A 19,165-nucleotide genomic window follows, 5' to 3' on the forward strand; every position below is an offset into this window, starting at 1 on the left:
TTCATAATGCACCTCCATGTGCATTACCCTGAATGGCAGCCTGCGGCTGTGAAAATTGTCTATCCTGCCAATTTTTCATGCTTTCACCTTCATAGCTACAGTGCCCTGCACTTTGCCGCTGTCGTTACTTAAAGCCCCTTGTTTCACTTCAAAACCTTTTTGTTCCAGTCGGGTTTTTAAGTGATCAAAGCGTTGGAAGCTGTCCGCTTCAGCCTGAAAGCGCAATTCACTGTTTTTTTGGTCGTAGCGTAAGTTGTCTAAACGCATATTGGTGGTCGCAGCCAATTCCTGCTGCAATTCATTCAGTAAGCTGAATAAACTGGCGTCCTGACCACTGCCTGCGCCTTGTAACTTACGGGCCAGCTGACGGGAAATATCCCTGGTTGATTCAGCAGGGAAGCGACTTTTATACAGAGTCACAAGCTCTGCTCTTTGTTGCTGCAGCAGTTGGCCTTGTTGCCACACCTGAGCACCTAAGACGAGCAGATACAAAGCTAAACAACTGGCACCCAGCACTATGGAGTTTTGCCATAATGACCAGACTTTATTCTGCGCTTTTTTCGGTGCGTACTGGCCCTGCAATAAACTAAAGCGTTGTTCTGGCAGTTGCTGCGCTAACAAAGCCAGCGGCAATTCAGGTTCAGCAGCCTGGACATTTTGCAGTATCTCCGCTGGCCATGGGCTGTAGCTGTAAATGAGTTCGATGTTGGCCAGGCTTAAAAAGTCCGGCCACCAGTTCGGTTCAATACTGGATGCCTGCCATGGGCCCTGCCGTAATAACCACTGACCAGATAACTCAATAGCTGAAGCACCGTCCTGATGTTCTGGTAATAACAAGGCATCTGGCACTAACTGGATTGGCTGAAAACCAGCGACAACCAGTGAACCGACCCATTGTTCCAATTGAGTTTTTTTACATAAAGCCACTTGTTGCCAGTATTCTTTACCACGCTGCTGGCATACACCCAAAGCCAGATACAGCTGCTCAATATCCTCTGCATGCTCTTCTTCGAGCATATAAGGCAAGGCCTGGATAATTTGCCGGTTGGGTTTGGCTGGTAATAACACTTCACTTAACACCACGTCAGCAGCAGGCACTAAAGCCACCACGGGACGACGGCCCAAACGTTCTGACAATGCTGCCAGTTCGTCGGCGGACGCCAACTGACCGCTGGCGATAATCTCTTTATTGATGGCGGACCATACCAACCAACTGATTGGCTGCTGTGGCTGACTGCCCAGTCTTATTATTAATTGTTCGTTCACCACTGGCCTCCAAACCGCCGCGCTATCACTTTTACTTTTTGTTGCTCATCAATTACCAATACAGAGGCCAGATTAAAGATGGTATCCATATATTTCACTGTGGTTTCGAGCACAAAATAATTAGAATTTATTGTCATCATGGCTTTAACCTCATCCGTGACGCTGATGTTCGCCAACTGAGGACTGGCCCATACTTCATCTATAGTGGCAAAACCTTCTTCTGGCCTGCTGCTAATTAAATCTGACGCTGTCCCTTCATCCAGTTCAGGAATATAAGCCGCTAATAAGGCCGCATTTTCTACCGTAATAGTATTCAGGTTCAGTTTACTGGTGCTGTTTTTAGGGATCACACAAACCCAGGGCCGCACCAACTCATAATCTGCCGGAGTTAAATCCAGCATGACCCGCAATTCTGAGGTCGAGCCCATTAAACTATTCGCCGTATAAAAAGGCATTTGCAAACCAGCATAATCATCCTGTTCTGCGCCACCTGCAGTTTGCAATAAACTGTCTGCATCCAGCCAGTCGCTGACCCGTGCTGTTAAATACTCAGCCGGCATCGACAAATCTGTTGCCTTTAACTCCAGCAAACGCTGAAAGGCTTTTTGGCTGGTCGTCTGGCCTGCCCCCACCTGCTGCTGCTCGGCAGGTCGTTGTAAATTATTTAAGTTAAAGCAACTTTGTAAATCAATCAGCTTGCCGGTAATGCTGCCGTCGTCGACCGGAAAAGTGGCACCTAACTGCGCCCAGTCCTGTGACAAGTTCACGGTTTCTTTACCCGCTACTGTGCTTTTTAACAACTGAATACTGGCTTGCTCTGCCGCTATACCATACCAATAGGCTTGTTGTTGTTGCTGTAAATTCAGCTGGCGCTGCAACTGCAGCTGCAAACGTCCACTCATGCTCACGGCAATCACCACCACAAAGGCGACAATCATCATCACAACCACTAAAGCCACACCTGCCTGACGCCGCATCAGGTTAACCCATTCATCAGTGTATAAAAGCGCTGCATTTCACCCAGTTGCTCATGACTGATGGTTAAACGAATAGCTTTAGGTAACTTATCTTCATTCCAGTTCTCCTGCCACTCTTCGTCTTTTAAAAACTCCACTTTAAAACCAGTCACTCTGTCCAGCAAAGGCTGCACTTTAGGCTCAGTGCCCGTTACTGCATCAGGAAACAAGCTAAAAAGCCGCTCAATTTTGCCTTCACGTAAACGATAAGCCACAGCCTGAATTTCGCTGCGTGGTAACACCATACCCGGGTTACGCCAGCCACTGTGCACAAAAGCAAAACCCCCTTCGTCGCTTTCCAGCATCAGTTTTTCACCTATCAAAGGCGAACGTAAAGGTTCTTCACCTTCCACCCTGATTTGCCGTGCACTGATTTGCGCTAAATCGCGCTCTAAAATCAGGAAAAAACGTTGTATTTGTGCCAGCCGTTCAGCGGCTTTTTGCGAGGCTGCATCGGACTCAGTCACACTGGACAATACGCTGGCGGAAGCTAAGCCTACTAAGGCAAAAATTGCCATAGCTAATAACATTTCAATAAAGGTAAAACCACGGCCCCTGTTAACGTTCAGCATCAGGTTTACCTACATAAGTTTGCAACTGATACAGCACCTTTTCCGGGTTATCGGCCAGACTGACTTTCACCACTACAGCGCTAAAATTAGCATCAGGTGTTTTATTAATTTCTTGCTGCCACAGCCAGTTACGGTTGGCAAACTCTACGGTTTTCTGTTCACTTTTTAATGGCCAGATTTTCTCCAGAAATACCGCATTCAGCTGATTTTCCGCCACATAGGATGCAAAGGTCATATTTTCCAGATGAGAGATAGAATTCATATGCTCAGATGCTGTTTTCATCACAGCAGCGCCAGCTGTGGCAAACACGGCCATCGCAATCAACAACTCTATCAGGGTAAAACCTTTGCTTTTCATGGTCTGCTGTTTTCCACATCAGATTTAATCAGCGGAATACTGTATTCGCCTATCAGTGTCTGATACCAAAAAGGACGTTCAGTTTCATCCGCCAGCACCAGTTGAAAAGGACTGATGTCACCTGAAGACAAAATATAGATATTTGGCAACAATGGTCTTTCACGAGCTTTGGTCGGATCTTTGGCTTTGCCTTCTTTGCTTTCTTCTGCCTCAGCTTCGGCCAGCTGTTCCTGTATCTCTTCCTGCAATTCGCGGAATTCTTCCTGACCTAAAATACTGTCTTCTGCCCAGCTTAAGCCTTCAAGTTCGAGTTCGGCCTGCACTGTTTCTGGCCAGGGGTGAAACTGCATAAATTTAGGTTCCCCCACTTCCAGCCACTGCACACCGTTATGCACCAGAAACTGATAACCTTTGTCGCTCAGCTGCAGGCCAAAATCCTGCTGCTTTAAAATAGCCGTTTCAGACACCACCTGCACCAGTTGCTGCAGACGGTTGGTTTCTTTCTGAAGACGGGCAGTACGAGATTCGCTGACAAAGTTCACCACCACGTAAGATGCCATTAAACCCAATAACAGCATCACTAACATGATTTCAAGCAAGGTAAAACCGCGGTGGTGTTTCATTTTTAGTTTTGCTGCGCGTCCGGCGCATCCAGATTCCAGTTGCCAATGTCGTCGTCTGTACCTGCAACACGGTCTGGCCCCATAGAATACACATCAATACGGCCCATTTCGCCCGGGCTGACTAACTGATATTCGTTATCCCATGGATCTCTTTGCAAACGTTTAATAAAACCACCTTCAGGAAAAGAACGTGGCATAGGTTCAGAGGTAGGCTGTGTCACTAAAGCCTGCAAACCTTGTTCTGTGGTTGGATAAAAGCCGTTATCCAGCTTGTATAAATCCAGCGCGTTTTCCAGCTGCTGAATATCCACCACCACTTTTTGCCGTGCGGCTTTTTCCTGATTGCCCATTAAGTTAGGTACTACCATACTGGCGATGACACCCAAAATAACAATAACCACCATCACTTCTAATAAGGTAAAACCTTTTTGTTGTTGCATTTTTTAACCTCCGACTAAATTGTTTAATGCCAAAATAGGCTGCAGAATCGCCATCACAATAAATAAAACTATGCCAGCCATAGCGGCAACTAAAACAGGTTCAAATACTTTCAGTGAGACAGTCACCAGGGTTTCAAATTCCCTGTCCTGTGTATTGGCGGCACGCTCTAACATGCCGTCGAGCTGTCCACTTTTTTCACCGCTGGCAATCATATGCAGCATCATAGGTGGGAATAATTTAGTTTGTTCCAGCGCATTCTTCAGTGAAGAACCTTCACGTACTTTCAGTGTGGCTTCGGCAATAGACTGACGCATAAAGCTGTTATCCAGTACATCAGCACTGATCCGCATGGCTTCAAGCAGAGGCACGGCACTGGCATTTAAAATACTTAAAGTACGGGCAAAACGGGCCGTGTTTAAACCCCGGCTGACTTTACCAATCAGGCCAAGTTTTAACTGATGAGTATCTATTTTCAGTTTAAAAGCCGGTTTTTTCAGTGCCCGCTTAAAGGCGGCTATTGCAAGAATAATAGCCAGCAGCACCAGCAAACCGTAGGAACGTAAAAACTCACTGGCGGCAATTAAAAACAAAGTAGAGCCGGGTAAACTTTGTCCCATATGCTCAAATTGCCCCACTATTTGCGGCACCACAGCGGCCAGCAAAATACTGATCACTGCCACAGCAAAAAAAGTCAGAATGGCGGGATAAAGCAGCGCTTGCATAATCTGGCTGCGCATATGCTGACGTTGTTCTGTGTAATCAGCCAAACGGTTTAATACCGCATCTAAATGGCCTGATTTTTCGCCTGCAGCCACCATAGAGGTAAACAGATGATCAAACACATAAGGAAACTCAGCCAGGCCTTCGGCCAGACTGTAACCTTCGACTACTTTAGAGCGCACTGACATCATCATGCTTTGCAAACGGGCTTTATCACATTGCTCAGAGACAGCCAGCAGAGCACTTTCTATAGGTAAACCTGCTTCAATTAAGGTCGACATCTGGCGGGTGATCAAGGCCAGTTCACTGGCACTGATGCCGGATTGAAACCACTTTTTACCAGACGCCAGCAGTTTCTCCTGCCGCGAAGCCAACTCTAAACTCAGCGGTGTCAGTTTTTGCTCACGCAATAATTGTCTGGCCTGACGCGCATTGTCGGCTTCCAGCACACCTTTACTACGACGCCCTCTGGCGTCCATGGCCTGGTATTCAAAAGCTGGCACTACAAGTCCTCTCGGGTCACACGCAACACTTCTTCCAGTGTGGTTTCACCTGTTAATACTTTACTGAAACCATCCTGACGGATACTGGGGCCTTGAGTGCGAATGTATTTCTCAATCGACTGCTCGCCTTTGCCGTTGTGGATCAATTCACGGGTGTGTTCATCAACTACCAGTAACTCATGAATACCAGTTCGGCCTCGGTAGCCTGTCTGATTACAATGCTCACAGCCAATAGCACGGTAAATGACTGATCCTTCTTTTTTTGCCACACCAAGTAAAGCCCGCTCTTCTTTGTCCGGCTCGTGCGCCTGTTTACAGTGCACACATAAAGTACGAACCAGACGCTGCGCTAATACTCCCAATAAACTGGAGGATAATAAAAAGGGTTCAACCCCCATATCTTCCAGACGGGTAATAGCACCTGATGCTGTATTGGTGTGCAAAGTACTTAACACTAAGTGGCCTGTTAAACTGGCCTGCACCGCAATTTGTGCGGTTTCTAAGTCACGGATTTCACCCACCATCACCACATCAGGATCCTGACGCAAAATAGCGCGTAAACCACGGGCAAAGGTCATATTCACCTTGGTATTGACCTGCGTCTGACCTATGCCTTCCAGCTCATATTCAATAGGATCTTCGACCGTCAGAATATTACGGTCTTTGGTGTTGATCTCAGTTAAACCCGCATACAAGGTGGTACTTTTACCTGAACCTGTGGGGCCTGTGACCAGAATAATGCCATGCGGTTTTAAAATAAGTTGTGAGAAGGTTGTTTGTATAGCCGGTGTCATACCCAGCTTGTTTAAATCCAGATGAGAGTTATTTTTATCGAGCAAACGCATCACCACCCGCTCACCATGGCTGGATGGCATAGTCGATACCCGCACATCCACAGCCCGGCCTGCGATACGCAAGCTGATACGGCCATCTTGTGGCACACGTTTTTCTGCTATATCCAGTTTGGCCATAACCTTAATACGCGACACAAGTAAGCTGGATAATTTACGGTTAGGTTTTAATACCTCACGTAATACGCCATCGACCCGAAAACGCACCACCAGATTTTTTTCGAAGGTTTCGACATGTATATCTGAAGCGCCCAGCTTGATAGCTTCGCCCAGCATGGCATTAATCAGTTTAATAATGGGCGCATCGTCTTCGTTTTCTAACAAATCTTCAGTTTCTGGAATTTCATCCGCTAAAGAGGCTAAATCCACTTCGTTGCCAATATCCTGCATGATTTGCTGAGCTTCAGAGGAATCACGCTGATAAGAGGCTTCTAATAACGCATCAAACTCAGTTTGTTGCAGTTTCTGCACTTTAAAAGAAACAGACAATAAACGCCGCACTTCCAGCAAAGCGGCCGGTGGTGTCTGTGGATTAACATACAATAACCAGCCATCCGCCTGAGCCTGTAACAAGACACCAAAACGTTTGGCAAAACCAAAAGGCAAACGCACTTTGGCCGCTACCGGCTGCATCTCGTTCAGATCAACAGCAGACATTAGTTAGTCTCCTGCTCTGCAGGCTTCACAACCTCTTTATCCTGAGTTTCTTTTTTCTGCAGGTACTCATCAAAAGTTGGCGGAATAATTAACGTATCATCAAATTCCGGCATAGCTGGTGTTTCAGCGCCCGGCATCAGACTAATGCCTTTTTCGCCCTGAGCCAGTTGCTGCGCCCGCACATAGTTGTATTTACGCTGACTGACTTCGCTGAGCAGGCCATCGTCACGCATAATAGTGGCTCGGATAAAGATCATCAGGTTACGTTTACGTTTGCTCGACGACGTAGAGCGGAATAAAGCACCCAATACAGGAATGTCGCCTAACAGCGGCACTTTAGACTCACTTTGCTGCACATCTTCATCAATTAAACCACCCAACACCACGGTAGCGCCATTGTCAGCCAGTACTGTGGTTTTAATTTCCCTTTTGGCGATAATAGGGTTGCCTTCAATATCACCGTTACGGCCAGACACTTCCTGCTCTATGGTCAACTTAACCGCGTTGCCTTCGTTAATCTGAGGCGTGACTTTTAACTTAATACCTACTTCAATACGGTCTAAGGTTGTAAAAGGGTTGGTGCCACCTGAACCAGGGCTTGTGGTGGTTTTCACCGGAACTTCTTCACCGACAATAAAAGAGGATTCCTGGTTATCCAGGGTGGTCAGAGAAGGTGTAGCCAGAATATTGGAGTTACTGTCTGTGGTGACGGCCTGTAAAATAGCGCCCCAGTCGTTTTTCACCACACCCAGCATCATGCCTGTTACGCCGCCCAGAGCGTCGCCTAACAGTTGATAGTTACCATCCTGATCCGGTGTGGTCTGTTCTGTGGTAGTTCCTTCAGCGTTTGTAGTTTTAGTTGTGCTCCCCTTTACCGTTCTCGCAGCCGCAGCACCAGCAGCTATAGCACTCACAGGCACTACACCATTATTAAACTGCTGCATGCCGCCAGTCGCACTAATCCATTGCACCCCTAAATTAGCACCGGCGTTATCGGCCACTTCGACAATAATGGCTTCAACCAATACCTGAGCACGGCGAATATCCACCTGACGAATCACATCTTCCAATGAACGCATCACATCAGGCTGAGCGGTAATAACCAATGAATTACTTTCAGCATGGGCTTCGATACTGACATCACGGCCTTTGCCTGCTGTACGGGCGCCCTGAGCCTGAGTGGCAGCGCCTTGAGTTTCAGCCACTATACTGGCACTGACACCTTGCAGCACTTTAACCAAATCTTCAGCTTTGGCGTATTTCAGGTAATACACCCTGGTATTGCCCTGACTTTCCAGTTCAGCATCTAAGCGCTGCACTAAAGCCACAACACGTTCACGCGCCTGACGTTCACCACTGACAATGACGCTGTTGGTGCGCTCGTCGGCGACAATTTTTGGAATTAAAAATTCAGGTTGTTCAGCTTTGCCCTGATTTTTATAAATATTTTCCAGAATACGCACTACTTCAGCCGAAGAAGCGTAACTGAGTTTAATAATTTCTAAATCCTGATCACCGGCTTTGTCGACACGGGAAATAATGTCAACTAAACGGTTCACTGTCTCGGCCTGGCCCGTCATCATAATGACGTTGGACGGGTCATAGTTCACCACGCTGCCGCCGCCACTTTGATCAACAAACTGGCGTAACAAAGGAGCTAATTCACGTACTGAGACGTTTTTTACCTGCACCACACGGGTGACCATTTCATCACCAATGGCACCAGCATTGTCACTGACCACAGGAATGTTGGACGTTTTGGCATCTTTTTGCCGAACCACTTTCAGCACGCCACTTTTCATTTCAACGACGGAGAAGTCATAGACTTCCAGTACGTTTAAGAAAAACTGGTAATACTGTTTTTCGTTCAGCATTTCATAGCTGCGCACGTTAATGCGACCACGGACCTGAGGGTCAACAATGATGGTTTTGTTCAGGTTTTTACCAACGATATTAATAAATTCGTTGATATCTGTGCCTTTAAAGTTTGGCTGATATTCAGTTGCAGTTGCAAAAAAACTCAGCAGCGCGATAGCGCCCAAACCAAACCAACGGGAAATATGCAAACGAGAAGATGTCACTGACTTCATTAGAGTTTAACCATCTTAATTAATTATTATTGTGACAGACTAAAGACAATGTCTCTGGTCTGGCCGTCACGTTCAACTTTAATCGAAGCCTGAGTCGCTTCACGTAATTCATTCATGACCATCATGGCCTGCTGCATATCATTTAACGGCGTACCGTTAATTTCAACAGCCACGTCATTGGCTTTTAAACCCATGCGTTCAAACAACGCCGGATCTTTACCCGGCATGACACGGTAACCATAGAGCTGACCGTTGCGGTATTGAGGCGAAGCACGAATATAGTCGAAAAACTTCATCGGCTCCGACATCATTTCCTGACGTACATCCGCTAACTCTTCCATAGGAGGCTGAGGCCCGTCCATCATAGGCTCAGGTTGCGGCTGGTAATCCACTTCCTGCAAAGAGCCATTGTCCGCCGCCATGTGTTGGAATTCGATGCCATCCAGCATCAGAGTTTCAAAACGGGACGAGACTTTTAACAGCACTCTGTCTTCAAACACCTGGCTTAAACTGGCACTGGTGCCTTCAATTTTGTCATCCACCCCATAAGTTTGCTCTGAGCCCTGACTTTCTATTACAGCTGAGCCTTGCTCAGGTTTGCCACCAATAGCCACGACACCGGTCAGTTTGACATTTAACGTCGTTTTAGGCGCTGTAGTTGGCGCAGCAACAGGAGCTGCTTCTGCTTGTTCTGATGCTTTACCAAACAAACTGGCGTCTAACAATGCTTTCAGATCAGGAGCCGTCTGGCCTGTTACAGTAACAGCAGCACTAATGGCTTCGGCTTCAGGTGCAGGTAATAGTTGCCAGCTTAACTTCGCCAATAACCAGCAAAATAGCACAACAAAAAGCCCTGACAGCCAGAAGTTCAGGCGCTGTTGCGGCAAACGGTTCAGCCATTCAATGGCAGGTTGGGTGGAAGCAGACCAATTCATTCTTTAATAATTCTGTTACATAACTCATTGCATCTTACCCAGTTGTTTTGTCCTCAACAAGCCTACATATCAGAATTCAGAACCCTTAGTCTGTTCAAAGGGTCTCAGACTATACTTAGATACGCAACAGCAGCGGAGAAAAGGCATGGATAAATCGGTAAACCAGCCTACCACACTTATATTACGTTTAGATAAATGGCTGTGAAGTATGTAGCTGTATCCAAATGTTAGATTTGTACTAACACTTTCACTCATTCACTACTACTATGCAGGTATCACAATTCGGATATCTGTATGCAATTTATTACATCTCAAAAATCTGAATACCATCAATGCCATATTTTTATCGCAGAAGACCTTTCTGTATTGCTGCTTCCAACATTGTTCAGCAAAGCCGTTAGTCGAACGGGTGTCGTATGGAAGCGAGTGACCCTCGATGGAAAAGATAAGTTTGTATCGACAGTTTATCAGGAAGAAGAAATATCTGATGTCACGATAACGATACTTCACAACAAATTAGAGCACTTCTTCAACTGGTTAGTTCAATACAGTCATCAGAACAGCCAGGTCAGTATCGATAGGCATCACAATATTCCTGAAGAGTTACTAAATCACTACATCAACACGGTCATCATTGAAGAGCAAGGAGCTGGTGAGCACAAGGTAGAGCAGTATTTGATAGCTCTTCGGGATTATTACAATTACCTGGCGATGACTGGATTTACCAATGCCAAAGATATTCGGGTAAAACCAAAATTAAGGTCAGTAGTGAAGAGGAACACGAAGCACCGAACCTCAGTAAAATACCTTACCCCTGAATTACGCTCCATTTTGTACCGCAATACCGGAAGCCTTCGAGATGAGTTGCTCCTTCGCGGTGGCGGTGAGTTGGGTCTTCGCAGTAAAGAAAATCAAGGGCTGTTGCTTGAGGACTTTATGGTAGGCAATAAAAAGCATCCTGGTTTCAAATCCCTGTTTTTGGAGATGGCACAACATCCAGAGCAGATGGAGTTTGAGTATTTTCTTCAGGGCAAATACACCAAAGCGCCTCGTAACGTCGGCGGCGGTGAATCCCGAACGCTTTATATCCACCGAAGCTTACTGGAACGCTACAAAGAATATTGTGACAAGGAGCGCCCTGAGTCAGCTGAGAAAACCCTACTGCTTAATGCTAGCTACAGCCATTACGGCACACCGATTTCCAAAAACGCGGCATCTAGAGCCTTTACACGAACTAAAAAGAAAGTGTTCGAATTGCAGATAAGTGGTGCTTTACCAGGACATTTGCAGATGTTGGAAGATGATCACACAGGTCACATCTTGAGGCATAGCTTTGGTACGGATAAGTTTTACGATGCCTGTAAAAAAAATCTCGTAAAAATCGATAGCGTTACACCCACATCAGCGGAATACCTTCTCGTGGCGAAGCTGATGGGGCATAACGCCAAAGACGGTAAAGCGCCCGAAACTACCAAAACCTACATACGAAGCTGCCACATCAAAGAGGCGTTTAGTCTGGGGGTGCATTATGGCTGATGATATTGTAGATACGAATTTCAAAGAGGCATTCTCTGACATTCAATTGCAACAATCACTATTGTATGAGCAAGCTCTAATAGCGAAAGAGCTTCAGTCGAACCAAGACGTCATACCGCTTTCTTACAATCCTAACGCCACGGTGCTCCATATCCCCAAAATAGATAACCGCTCCGTGATCACAATCACCTTAGCGCCAGCTCACAACCGAACACGTCAGTTAATATTTGGTGCATTCAATGCTGCCGCGCATCTCTACTTGGTGACTGATAATTTTCCAGAAGGAAGAAAAAATGTGCTGCTATACTGCAGGCGTCTGTGGCGCTATCTGGATATCATAGATTTGACCGATGAAAACCGTGTCACTTGGCTTAAAGATTATGAAGCGTGGCGCGTCAGTGAGAATGGCGTGAAAACCCAATCCACAGGACTTTCTGCAATCAAATTAATGATACAAGACGCGCTGGCACTTAGCGCGTTTACTGAAACCCTCTCCGATTACGAACGTGAATATCTGGTAACACTGGCAAATACCTCTGCCGCACCACAGGATGAGGCTAATGCGGTAAACCTGAACCAATGGTTTTCACAACATACCTGGCTTCGCCGTGATGAAATTGGTATCGGCCATGAGTTATACACGCGGTTAGGGTCACCTAAAGCGCTGATGAATTCGTTTCGCATTACCATCGAAAATGCCCTGTTATATTTACAAACCTGCAAAGATGCACTCATTGATGGGTTTAGACTGGCAGGCATTACGCCAAAGGACATTCCGGTATTAGTAGAGGCAGCCTCAGGCGATGGTAAGTCTAAGCAATACTACTATACCATCGTGAGCGCGAAGGCTGAAATGCTTAATCGTCTCAGACAAAAGCTGGTACAACTGACTGACGATACCCCTCATTTAAAGAGCGCGCTGGAATTAGTGGTCTTTGCCGAGGTTAGACCGCAATTTCGAAGAGATATACTCGACAAACTACTGACAAACCAACCTATATTTGCGACATCGCGCAACCAAACCGCTGGATTCTTTACAGCTAAACAAAATGTTGGGTTATTTGATACTGACTTTTTAAGACAGCTTGCGCTTCACACTGTTTCCCATCCAGATAATGATGTGGTGCCAGTCTCACTGGCAGAGTCCTTGCTTTTTAGCTATCTGATGGCCTATCAGACGGTGCAAGGAAGTGACATCTCAAAGCTTACCTTGCGCGATTTTAAATTTGTTAAGCGTATAAATGGCGTTATTACCCACATCGAAAGTGATTATTTCAAGGGTCGCGCCAGGCATAACGCACACCAAGTCGAGACCTTAAAAACCAAAGATGATATCGGTAAAGCGGTGCTTCGATATATAAAAGATGTGACAGCGCTGAGGGAGCAGGATAAGCCGCTGACACCAGTAATTAAAAAGGAAATTTGTTCTCCTTGCAATGCAACGGGTTTATTGTGTTTAGCCTGTACAGATACTGCACTATGGCATGTGATTAGTGAAAAACACCAAACTCAGCGGGTTGCTCCTGTGTTTCCCAGAGCGATACATGCAATGCTATATAACGGGATAAGCCGTAACAGCCCTCGAAAAGCAAAAGCGCCCTGCGAAGGTGTGCTGCCTTATGACTTTTTCAGCTTTTCCCATATCAAAACCAGTGCAGTATATGCAGGTTCGGAAAATTTTGATCCGGCAAGCCTCATCAACCAACGAAGCCATACCAATGAGACGGAGCGAGAGCATTATCTGGTGGAGATGAATCAGGAATGGCAAAACAATTGCGGACGAGTCACCCGAGCGGTAATGAGAGATTTATACGTCAATGTTTTTACGGCAAGTGAAAGTGACAAGCAACTTTTTGAAAGCGAGTTTACCAAAGCTATTGAGCATATTAAAACCCGGGCCAATGATGTGTTGGCGTGCCTCAAAGTCGTGACCGAGCAAACCAGTGGTCACGTCGATGAGTTAGGGTTTGTCAGCACGGGTGCGCAAGTTGAAGACGATTTACCTGATACGATATACATTCAAGACAGCCCTGAAACGGTGTTAAAACTTAAACATTTTTTAGCGCAGCTGCAGGAAAAACACACTTTACTTCGAGAGTGTGCGCCGGAGTTTTTACTCTTCACCGCACTGCCTACCGCTGAATGGATAGAGAGCCTGTTTGACAATAAGCACTTCTCGAAAACGAGCCTTAAATATGGTCAAGATATGTACGAAAAATACCGTTCGCATCTACCACCACATTTTACTGCCCAGCTATCATAGGAGACTGATATGCCTATCGTCACTCATGTCCCGCAACTATTGGTAAATACGACCCTATCAACACTGATGCAGGATAAGCTCGCCCATTTATCCCCTTTGGATAACGCCGCGCTGACTGACAATGTGTGGCGATTTCAACATTCGAAACTGACTATCACGGTTGATTTTACGCTATTTGAACAACCCTTCGTGCAATTTACCAAGACGATCACCGTCAGGTTTGATGGGCGGTATATTCCGCTAAATCTCATCGAGTTTTCCAAGCTGATATGGCTTGAGGTGGCTTCGGTAATCAAGGTAGGACGAAATCCTTATCATCAAATCATCGACAAACTCGCGTTGCTTTTTCATTACCTGCATGCACAGCAGTTAAACCAGCTTGATTCTTTAGATGTAGAAGAGTTTTTTGGATTGTGCCTAACGCAAAATGTCACCAAAGACGGGATTAAAAAGCGCCTGTCTGCGCCAAATTACTCCTCTAGATTCGAGCCGCTGACATTTATGAAACTCAAGCAGCTCCTTAACCGCTATGGTGTGACAGGCGTTATTTGTGATACCTCTGAAAAGAAAGTGCTTTTTGCGCTTAATGAGGCGTGCTTATCCATCATGGATATGACGCGAAGTGATTACAAAAAAGGGAGTAGCTTTAACTATTTGGGGTTGGATGTCGGCAAACATTACATCGACCATTGCCTGCATCTTTTCGAGAAGCACTATGCTTATGCCAGCGCAATCCGGCATGCTTACAAGTCGTTGTCTGACGCGCGGCAGAGCAATAACAATCTGAAGCTTAATAAAAATTCAATGAGTTTGATTTTAGGAAAAGTGCTTTGTGGGCAATCTGTTGAAGCGTTTCAGGACTCTTGTGGCACAAGTCAGATCTCCCAAAAAAAAGTAGTTGCCGTCGAGTCGTTTGTGCATCAGCAGTTTGTTGAGGCATATGCATCGGCAGAGCTAATGGTCAATGCCTTTAAGCTCGATACCATCAACCGTATTGCGAAAGTGTGCCATTTACCTGAGAGGTATGATGTGCAGGAGTTTATTCGGTCGCTTCTGTTTGTTGATGTGTTTGGTGAGCATGGCAAATCCAAACAGGCCATTTGGGAAGAATATCAAGCGACGCTTTGCAAAGCCGCATTACATGATGAAGATGCGGTGTTATCGGTGACATTGTTAGAGTTTGAATCGATAACCGCTTGCATCATATCAGAATTGAAAACGGAAAAACCTGCTGATACCCAAAGTATGAGGGTGTTTTTCAAATCACTAGCAAACACCTTGCCCATACCGCCAGATAAGCACTATTCCGATGGGATGCATTACTTCAATGCAATGACCTCCATGATTGAGGATGCAGGGGCTACCGGATTTGTAGCGCTGACAGGGTGGCGAGCGAGTGAATACGGGTTTAGCTTGTCTAATATCGATATTGACATCAACCCCGACCCGCTAGACAACCAATACACCCCCTGGCGCTTCCATGTTCGATGGAAGGTGCCAAAAACCAGCGGAAACACCCTGCTACCAAGAGAAATTACGCTCGGAAGTTACATATTGGCCGCGCAACTGGCGGATCTTAATCTGGCGGATATGACTGACCCAGCGATATATCAGGCAACAACAATACATCAAAAAGTAGACTCTGCATCAGAGATTAAAAAAGCCATGCCCACTTGCTGGGCGGATTTTGTCAATCATTATTCAATATTCAAAGATATCGAGGTATGGCAGGGCTTCAAAGATAAAGCATCACTGACTGAGAAGGATAAAACGGCTCTTAACACGCTTGAATCCACTTATCGATTCGATGAAGCGCCCATGAGGGCGATGATAAAAATGAAAAAAGAGCTAAATGATGCATTGCCAAGGGTATTGCTGGCGCAAGAGGTAGACTCTAGAAAAATATTCGGTACTCGATTAAGAGCGTATATCGAAGGGCATGCGCCTAGCGATATCACCGCGCTGTTTGATACGCACTTAAGCGAAGAGACCAAGGCTAAGCTTAAAAGCGGTGAAGTGGTTTTAGATAAAGCAGGCGTGCGCTATGTTCGAGGTGAATTTCTAGGTGATGCAGTCTATGCAACTCCACATGCATTTCGGCATATCTTTGCAGAAGCGGTGCTAAGGCGTTATCGAGGTGATGTAGGACGGTTTATCAGGGCGCATTTTAAACACCTTGACGAGCGTTTTTTTATGGCCTATCTGCGTGATAAGGAATATCGAGTTATCCAGCAAATAGCAACCCGTCATGTCATCAATTCAGTGGTGAGGTTACACATGGACAGTATTGAAGATGAACATCGCGAGTATGCCGGAGGGGTTGATCGCTTCTTATCAAAAGCAGTGGCGATAACTCACGTTTACTCGGATGAAGAACAAAAAGAAAAACTTGCGCAGGCTGCTGTAAAACGTGTCTTGGCAATAAAATCAAATCCGTGGACTAGTTGCCTGCTTCGGGACGGGACGCAGCAAAATGCTAAGTGCAGTATCAATGGCGAACCGCAGCGTCAAAACGCACAGCCGAGGTTATGCTTGGGGTGTCTGAATGCGGATATCACAGAGGGCAACTTCATTGGGATTGTCGTATATATCAAGCAGGATGTTGCAGCATGTCGAAACCCTGAACTCCCCTGGTTCATCAAAGAACCACACTACCACACGGTAACATTGGCGTTAAAGCGCGTGGAAGAGCTGCGTAAAAACAGCAATAACCCGACATACGATAAGTTCATTTCGCACCTAAAAGATACGCTAGTGATAGCAGATGCACAAAGAGGGCAAGCTGCATGAGTGATTATTTAGATGAATTTCTTGATAAAGATGCGCTCAAAGCGTCAACTGCGCCCCCCATCCGACCGAATTGGGTATCTGATTCAAATAGCTCTGGTGCAGCGTATGAGGCAATCCAAAACCTCTATCAACAAAAACTCAGGTATATCCGTCAACACAGCAAAAAAACAGACTTTATTAAAAAATCTACCTATGAAATTTCAAAGTCAGAAGTCGCAAGAGTGGCGGGTGTGAAGATGCAGGCAATTTTCCACTCAGTGAATTATGCCGGGGCGTTACAAAAAGAGCTGGCTGAAAAAAACGACAAACTCCTAAAGACCAAAGATGCAAAGCTTGCTAGTCGTTATGCGGGTGAGAAAGGTAAGACCAAAGATGAGCTGATACAAAAAGTCAGGGAGTTGAAAGCGAGAGATAAGCTGATCTCAAAAACAACTACGGATGAAGTGTTAGAACTCACGTTGCAACGTCTGCCGCTGGATGTAAAGCGCCACCTGAAGTTGGTGTAAGCATGAGCAAAAACGGTCAGTAAAAAGCACAGGCGATCTCGAAAAAACGAATCTCTGCTTTGCCTTAATTACGGACATTCATTTTTTCGAGAATCCAGCCAAAACTAATTCAACTTATCTTCAAATACGGCCAAAATTCAATATGCCAATCCATCAATATTATTATGATTGCTGCAATCTGTTTGACTTTTAATTCTTGTTATATCCAAACTCCCTCGAGAGCAAAACTCGTTTCCAGAACTGCTCTCTGCCAATAACAGTTTGATCTTCAGATTTCATTGACATGGTTTCAAGAACGGACAGCTGGAAATTCGTTCTGGCATACTCGATTCCAGATTCCTTAATTAACTTAGTTAACTGACCTATCCCCGGAATTAATACCAATCCCGTGATGAGATTTTCCAGCTTATGCTGCCTGCTTTGCATACTCAACAGGCGACATGTAATTCAACGAACTGTGCGGACGAACATGATTGTAATGCTCGCGCCACAAATCTATTTCGTATCTGGCCTCGTCCATCGTTCTAAACCAGTGTTGGTTCAAGCATTCGTTTCTGAACTTGCCATTTAAGCTTTCAACAAACGCGTTTTGTGTTGGTTTACCTGGCTGAATAAAGCCCAACGTAATCTCTGTTTCCTTGCTCCAGAAGAACATCGCCTTGCTGGTAAATTCAGTTCCGTTGTCACAGATTACCTTGTTTGGTTTGCCCCGTTGCTCAACCAGCAAACTCAAGAATCTGGCGACTTGTCTGCCACTGATAGAAACCAAAACCAATTGGCCTACCATTTCACGCGAATAATCATCTACTACATTTAAGACCCTAAAGCGCCTGCCATTGCTGAGTTGATCCGATACAAAGTCCATAGACCAACGCTGATTCACCGCTGTAGGCACTTCCATCGGCTGCCGTGGTCGTGTCAGCTTTTTGCGTTTCTTCGTACGCACCTGCAAACCTTCTTCGGTATAAAGGCGATAGGTATGTTTACGGTTTTTGACCCAGCCTTCGCCCCGAAGCAGACCATGCAACATCAGATAGCCATATCGCGGATATTGGGTTGCCAATGCTTTCAGCCGCTGCCGTATGCTGTGATCTGCATTCGTTTTTGGCTTATACCGCAATGCTGTTCTACTCAGTCCCGCCAACTTGCAAGCCACCCGTTCACTCAGGCGGAAAGTTTCTATCAAATGCTGAGCAACAGGTTTCCTTGCCGCTGGCGTCACCACTTTTTTGACAACACATCCTTCATCGCTTCGACTTCGAGCATTTTGTCGGCCAGCATCTTCTTAAGCTTGTTGTTCTCTACCTCAAGCTCCTTCAGTCGCTTGGCTTCGTTCACTTCCAGACCTGCGTACTTACTGCGCCAGTTGTAGAAGGTTCCGACGGATATACCCATCTCACGGCATAAGTCCTCGACCTTCGTACCTGCTTCATGCTGCTTGATGGCTTTGATGATTTGTTCTTCGGTGTAACGTTTTTTCATTTTGAGATCTCCATTGGTTCCATTTTATTGGAAATCTCATCAATGTCATGGCCTTAAATTTGGGGGATAGGTCAATCCATCCCATGCTCTCCCTATCTTTATTATTTTGACTACACTGTTTTTTCTTTTATTACATCTAACATCTTTCTGGTCTCAAAATTTGGGGGAAAAGGTAAGGCCGTAACAAGGCAAAACACTGCATTCAAAAACTACAGCTACTTAACTGAGAAATACCGTAAAATCTATACAGCCAAGATCACGTTTTCTGTACCTGTTCCAAGGTAGTGTGTTGTACACTTTTTGGCAATACTGAAATGAGAATTTGGGGGTGAGCAACAATAAATCGATTTACTTCGATCAGGCGCTTTAGAAATCCATACTAAGAGTGCAGCGGTCAACTGAATTTGGACACATCATTATTGTCCAAAAATCGGTGACATCTTGAAACGCGACGATAAACAAGCCACGCATTAATAACCTTTTCCAGCAATGCGCTGTTGTCTCGACATTTTCGAGAGCTATGTTTTATTGATTTTCAACAATGTCCGCTTTCAGT

The 19,165-nt window shown here is 45.6% G+C and carries 15 protein-coding genes; 4 read left to right on the plus strand and 11 right to left on the minus strand.

From position 1 onward, the window contains the following. Positions 1 to 75: 75 nt before the first annotated feature. From gspL to gspC, 10 genes are read right to left on the minus strand one after another with little or no spacing between them, the layout of a single operon-like run. Positions 76 to 1,266, minus strand: coding sequence for a type II secretion system protein GspL (gene gspL, locus RHEIN_RS14080; protein WP_008899646.1), 1,191 nt, complete (start codon positions 1,264 to 1,266; stop codon positions 76 to 78). After that, complete coding sequence (gspK, locus tag RHEIN_RS14085) at positions 1,263 to 2,243, minus strand: type II secretion system minor pseudopilin GspK (RefSeq protein WP_008899647.1); 981 nt, start codon at positions 2,241 to 2,243, stop codon at positions 1,263 to 1,265. Before gspK ends, gspL begins: the two co-directional genes overlap by 4 nt. Continuing rightward, positions 2,243 to 2,854, minus strand: coding sequence for a type II secretion system minor pseudopilin GspJ (gspJ, locus tag RHEIN_RS14090; RefSeq protein WP_008899648.1), 612 nt, complete (start codon positions 2,852 to 2,854; stop codon positions 2,243 to 2,245). The genes gspK and gspJ overlap by 1 nt, the downstream gene beginning before the upstream one ends. Next, positions 2,841 to 3,212, minus strand: coding sequence for a type II secretion system minor pseudopilin GspI (gene gspI, locus RHEIN_RS14095; RefSeq protein WP_008899649.1), 372 nt, complete (start codon positions 3,210 to 3,212; stop codon positions 2,841 to 2,843). Before gspI ends, gspJ begins: the two co-directional genes overlap by 14 nt. Next, positions 3,209 to 3,835, minus strand: coding sequence for a type II secretion system minor pseudopilin GspH (gene gspH / locus RHEIN_RS14100; RefSeq protein WP_008899650.1), 627 nt, complete (start codon positions 3,833 to 3,835; stop codon positions 3,209 to 3,211). The genes gspI and gspH overlap by 4 nt, the downstream gene beginning before the upstream one ends. A gap of 2 nt (positions 3,836 to 3,837) precedes the next feature. Then, positions 3,838 to 4,275 carry a type II secretion system major pseudopilin GspG gene (gene gspG / locus RHEIN_RS14105; RefSeq protein ID WP_008899651.1) on the minus strand — a complete coding sequence of 146 codons (438 nt, stop codon included), beginning with the start codon at positions 4,273 to 4,275 and terminating at the stop codon, positions 3,838 to 3,840. A 3-nt stretch (positions 4,276 to 4,278) separates the two neighbouring features. Then, complete coding sequence (gene gspF / locus RHEIN_RS14110; RefSeq protein WP_008899652.1) at positions 4,279 to 5,499, minus strand: type II secretion system inner membrane protein GspF; 1,221 nt, start codon at positions 5,497 to 5,499, stop codon at positions 4,279 to 4,281. Next, positions 5,499 to 7,007, minus strand: a complete 1,509-nt coding sequence (gene gspE, locus RHEIN_RS14115) for a type II secretion system ATPase GspE (protein WP_008899653.1) — start codon at positions 7,005 to 7,007, stop codon at positions 5,499 to 5,501. Before gspE ends, gspF begins: the two co-directional genes overlap by 1 nt. Beyond that, positions 7,007 to 9,097 carry a type II secretion system secretin GspD gene (gene gspD, locus RHEIN_RS14120; protein ID WP_008899654.1) on the minus strand — a complete coding sequence of 697 codons (2,091 nt, stop codon included), beginning with the start codon at positions 9,095 to 9,097 and terminating at the stop codon, positions 7,007 to 7,009. The genes gspE and gspD overlap by 1 nt, the downstream gene beginning before the upstream one ends. A 26-nt stretch (positions 9,098 to 9,123) precedes the next feature. After that, positions 9,124 to 10,032 carry a type II secretion system protein GspC gene (gene gspC / locus RHEIN_RS14125; protein ID WP_008899655.1) on the minus strand — a complete coding sequence of 303 codons (909 nt, stop codon included), beginning with the start codon at positions 10,030 to 10,032 and terminating at the stop codon, positions 9,124 to 9,126. A 294-nt stretch (positions 10,033 to 10,326) separates the two neighbouring features. On the opposite strand from gspC, the gene RHEIN_RS14130 reads away from it, so the two are divergent. Genes RHEIN_RS14130 through RHEIN_RS14145 form a run of 4 tightly spaced genes read left to right on the plus strand, consistent with a single transcriptional unit; the run spans position 10,327 to position 17,127 of the window. Beyond that, the gene (locus RHEIN_RS14130; RefSeq protein WP_008899656.1) at positions 10,327 to 11,568 is read left to right on the plus strand and encodes a phage integrase; all 1,242 of its coding nucleotides are present in this window, start codon (positions 10,327 to 10,329) and stop codon (positions 11,566 to 11,568) included. After that, positions 11,561 to 13,831: a hypothetical protein gene (locus RHEIN_RS14135; RefSeq protein WP_008899657.1), complete on the plus strand. Its 2,271-nt coding sequence runs from the start codon at positions 11,561 to 11,563 to the stop codon at positions 13,829 to 13,831. Before RHEIN_RS14130 ends, RHEIN_RS14135 begins: the two co-directional genes overlap by 8 nt. Before the next feature lie 9 nt (positions 13,832 to 13,840). Further along, positions 13,841 to 16,621, plus strand: coding sequence for a hypothetical protein (locus tag RHEIN_RS14140; RefSeq protein WP_008899658.1), 2,781 nt, complete (start codon positions 13,841 to 13,843; stop codon positions 16,619 to 16,621). Next, on the plus strand, positions 16,618 to 17,127 hold the full coding sequence (locus tag RHEIN_RS14145; RefSeq protein WP_008899659.1) for a hypothetical protein: 510 nt from the start codon (positions 16,618 to 16,620) through the stop codon (positions 17,125 to 17,127). The genes RHEIN_RS14140 and RHEIN_RS14145 overlap by 4 nt, the downstream gene beginning before the upstream one ends. Positions 17,128 to 17,533: 406 nt before the next feature. Here the strand turns inward: RHEIN_RS14145 and RHEIN_RS14155 are convergent. Then, a protein-coding gene (locus RHEIN_RS14155; protein ID WP_086003575.1) for an IS3 family transposase occupies positions 17,534 to 18,609 on the minus strand; the annotation gives its coding sequence in 2 pieces (ribosomal slippage) (positions 17,534 to 18,360 and positions 18,360 to 18,609; 1,077 coding nt in all). Between the last annotated feature and the right edge of the window lie 556 nt (positions 18,610 to 19,165).

This window comes from Rheinheimera sp. A13L, assembly GCF_000217935.1.
Lineage (GTDB): Bacteria > Pseudomonadota > Gammaproteobacteria > Enterobacterales > Alteromonadaceae > Pararheinheimera.

Excerpts from the sequence above, each read along its gene's own strand:
- RHEIN_RS14135 (WP_008899657.1), top strand. The coding sequence starts at position 11,561 with ATGGCTGATGATATTGTAGATACGAATTTCAAAGAGGCATTCTCTGAC.
- RHEIN_RS14130 (WP_008899656.1), top strand. The coding sequence starts at position 10,327 with ATGCAATTTATTACATCTCAAAAATCTGAATACCATCAATGCCATATT.
- RHEIN_RS14145 (WP_008899659.1), top strand. The coding sequence starts at position 16,618 with ATGAGTGATTATTTAGATGAATTTCTTGATAAAGATGCGCTCAAAGCG.
- gspJ (WP_008899648.1), bottom strand. The coding sequence starts at position 2,854 with ATGCTGAACGTTAACAGGGGCCGTGGTTTTACCTTTATTGAAATGTTA.
- gspK (WP_008899647.1), bottom strand. The coding sequence starts at position 2,243 with ATGCGGCGTCAGGCAGGTGTGGCTTTAGTGGTTGTGATGATGATTGTC.
- gspG (WP_008899651.1), bottom strand. The coding sequence starts at position 4,275 with ATGCAACAACAAAAAGGTTTTACCTTATTAGAAGTGATGGTGGTTATT.
- gspH (WP_008899650.1), bottom strand. The coding sequence starts at position 3,835 with ATGAAACACCACCGCGGTTTTACCTTGCTTGAAATCATGTTAGTGATG.
- gspC (WP_008899655.1), bottom strand. The coding sequence starts at position 10,032 with ATGAATTGGTCTGCTTCCACCCAACCTGCCATTGAATGGCTGAACCGT.
- gspE (WP_008899653.1), bottom strand. The coding sequence starts at position 7,007 with ATGTCTGCTGTTGATCTGAACGAGATGCAGCCGGTAGCGGCCAAAGTG.
- gspD (WP_008899654.1), bottom strand. The coding sequence starts at position 9,097 with ATGAAGTCAGTGACATCTTCTCGTTTGCATATTTCCCGTTGGTTTGGT.
- RHEIN_RS14140 (WP_008899658.1), top strand. The coding sequence starts at position 13,841 with ATGCCTATCGTCACTCATGTCCCGCAACTATTGGTAAATACGACCCTA.
- gspI (WP_008899649.1), bottom strand. The coding sequence starts at position 3,212 with ATGAAAAGCAAAGGTTTTACCCTGATAGAGTTGTTGATTGCGATGGCC.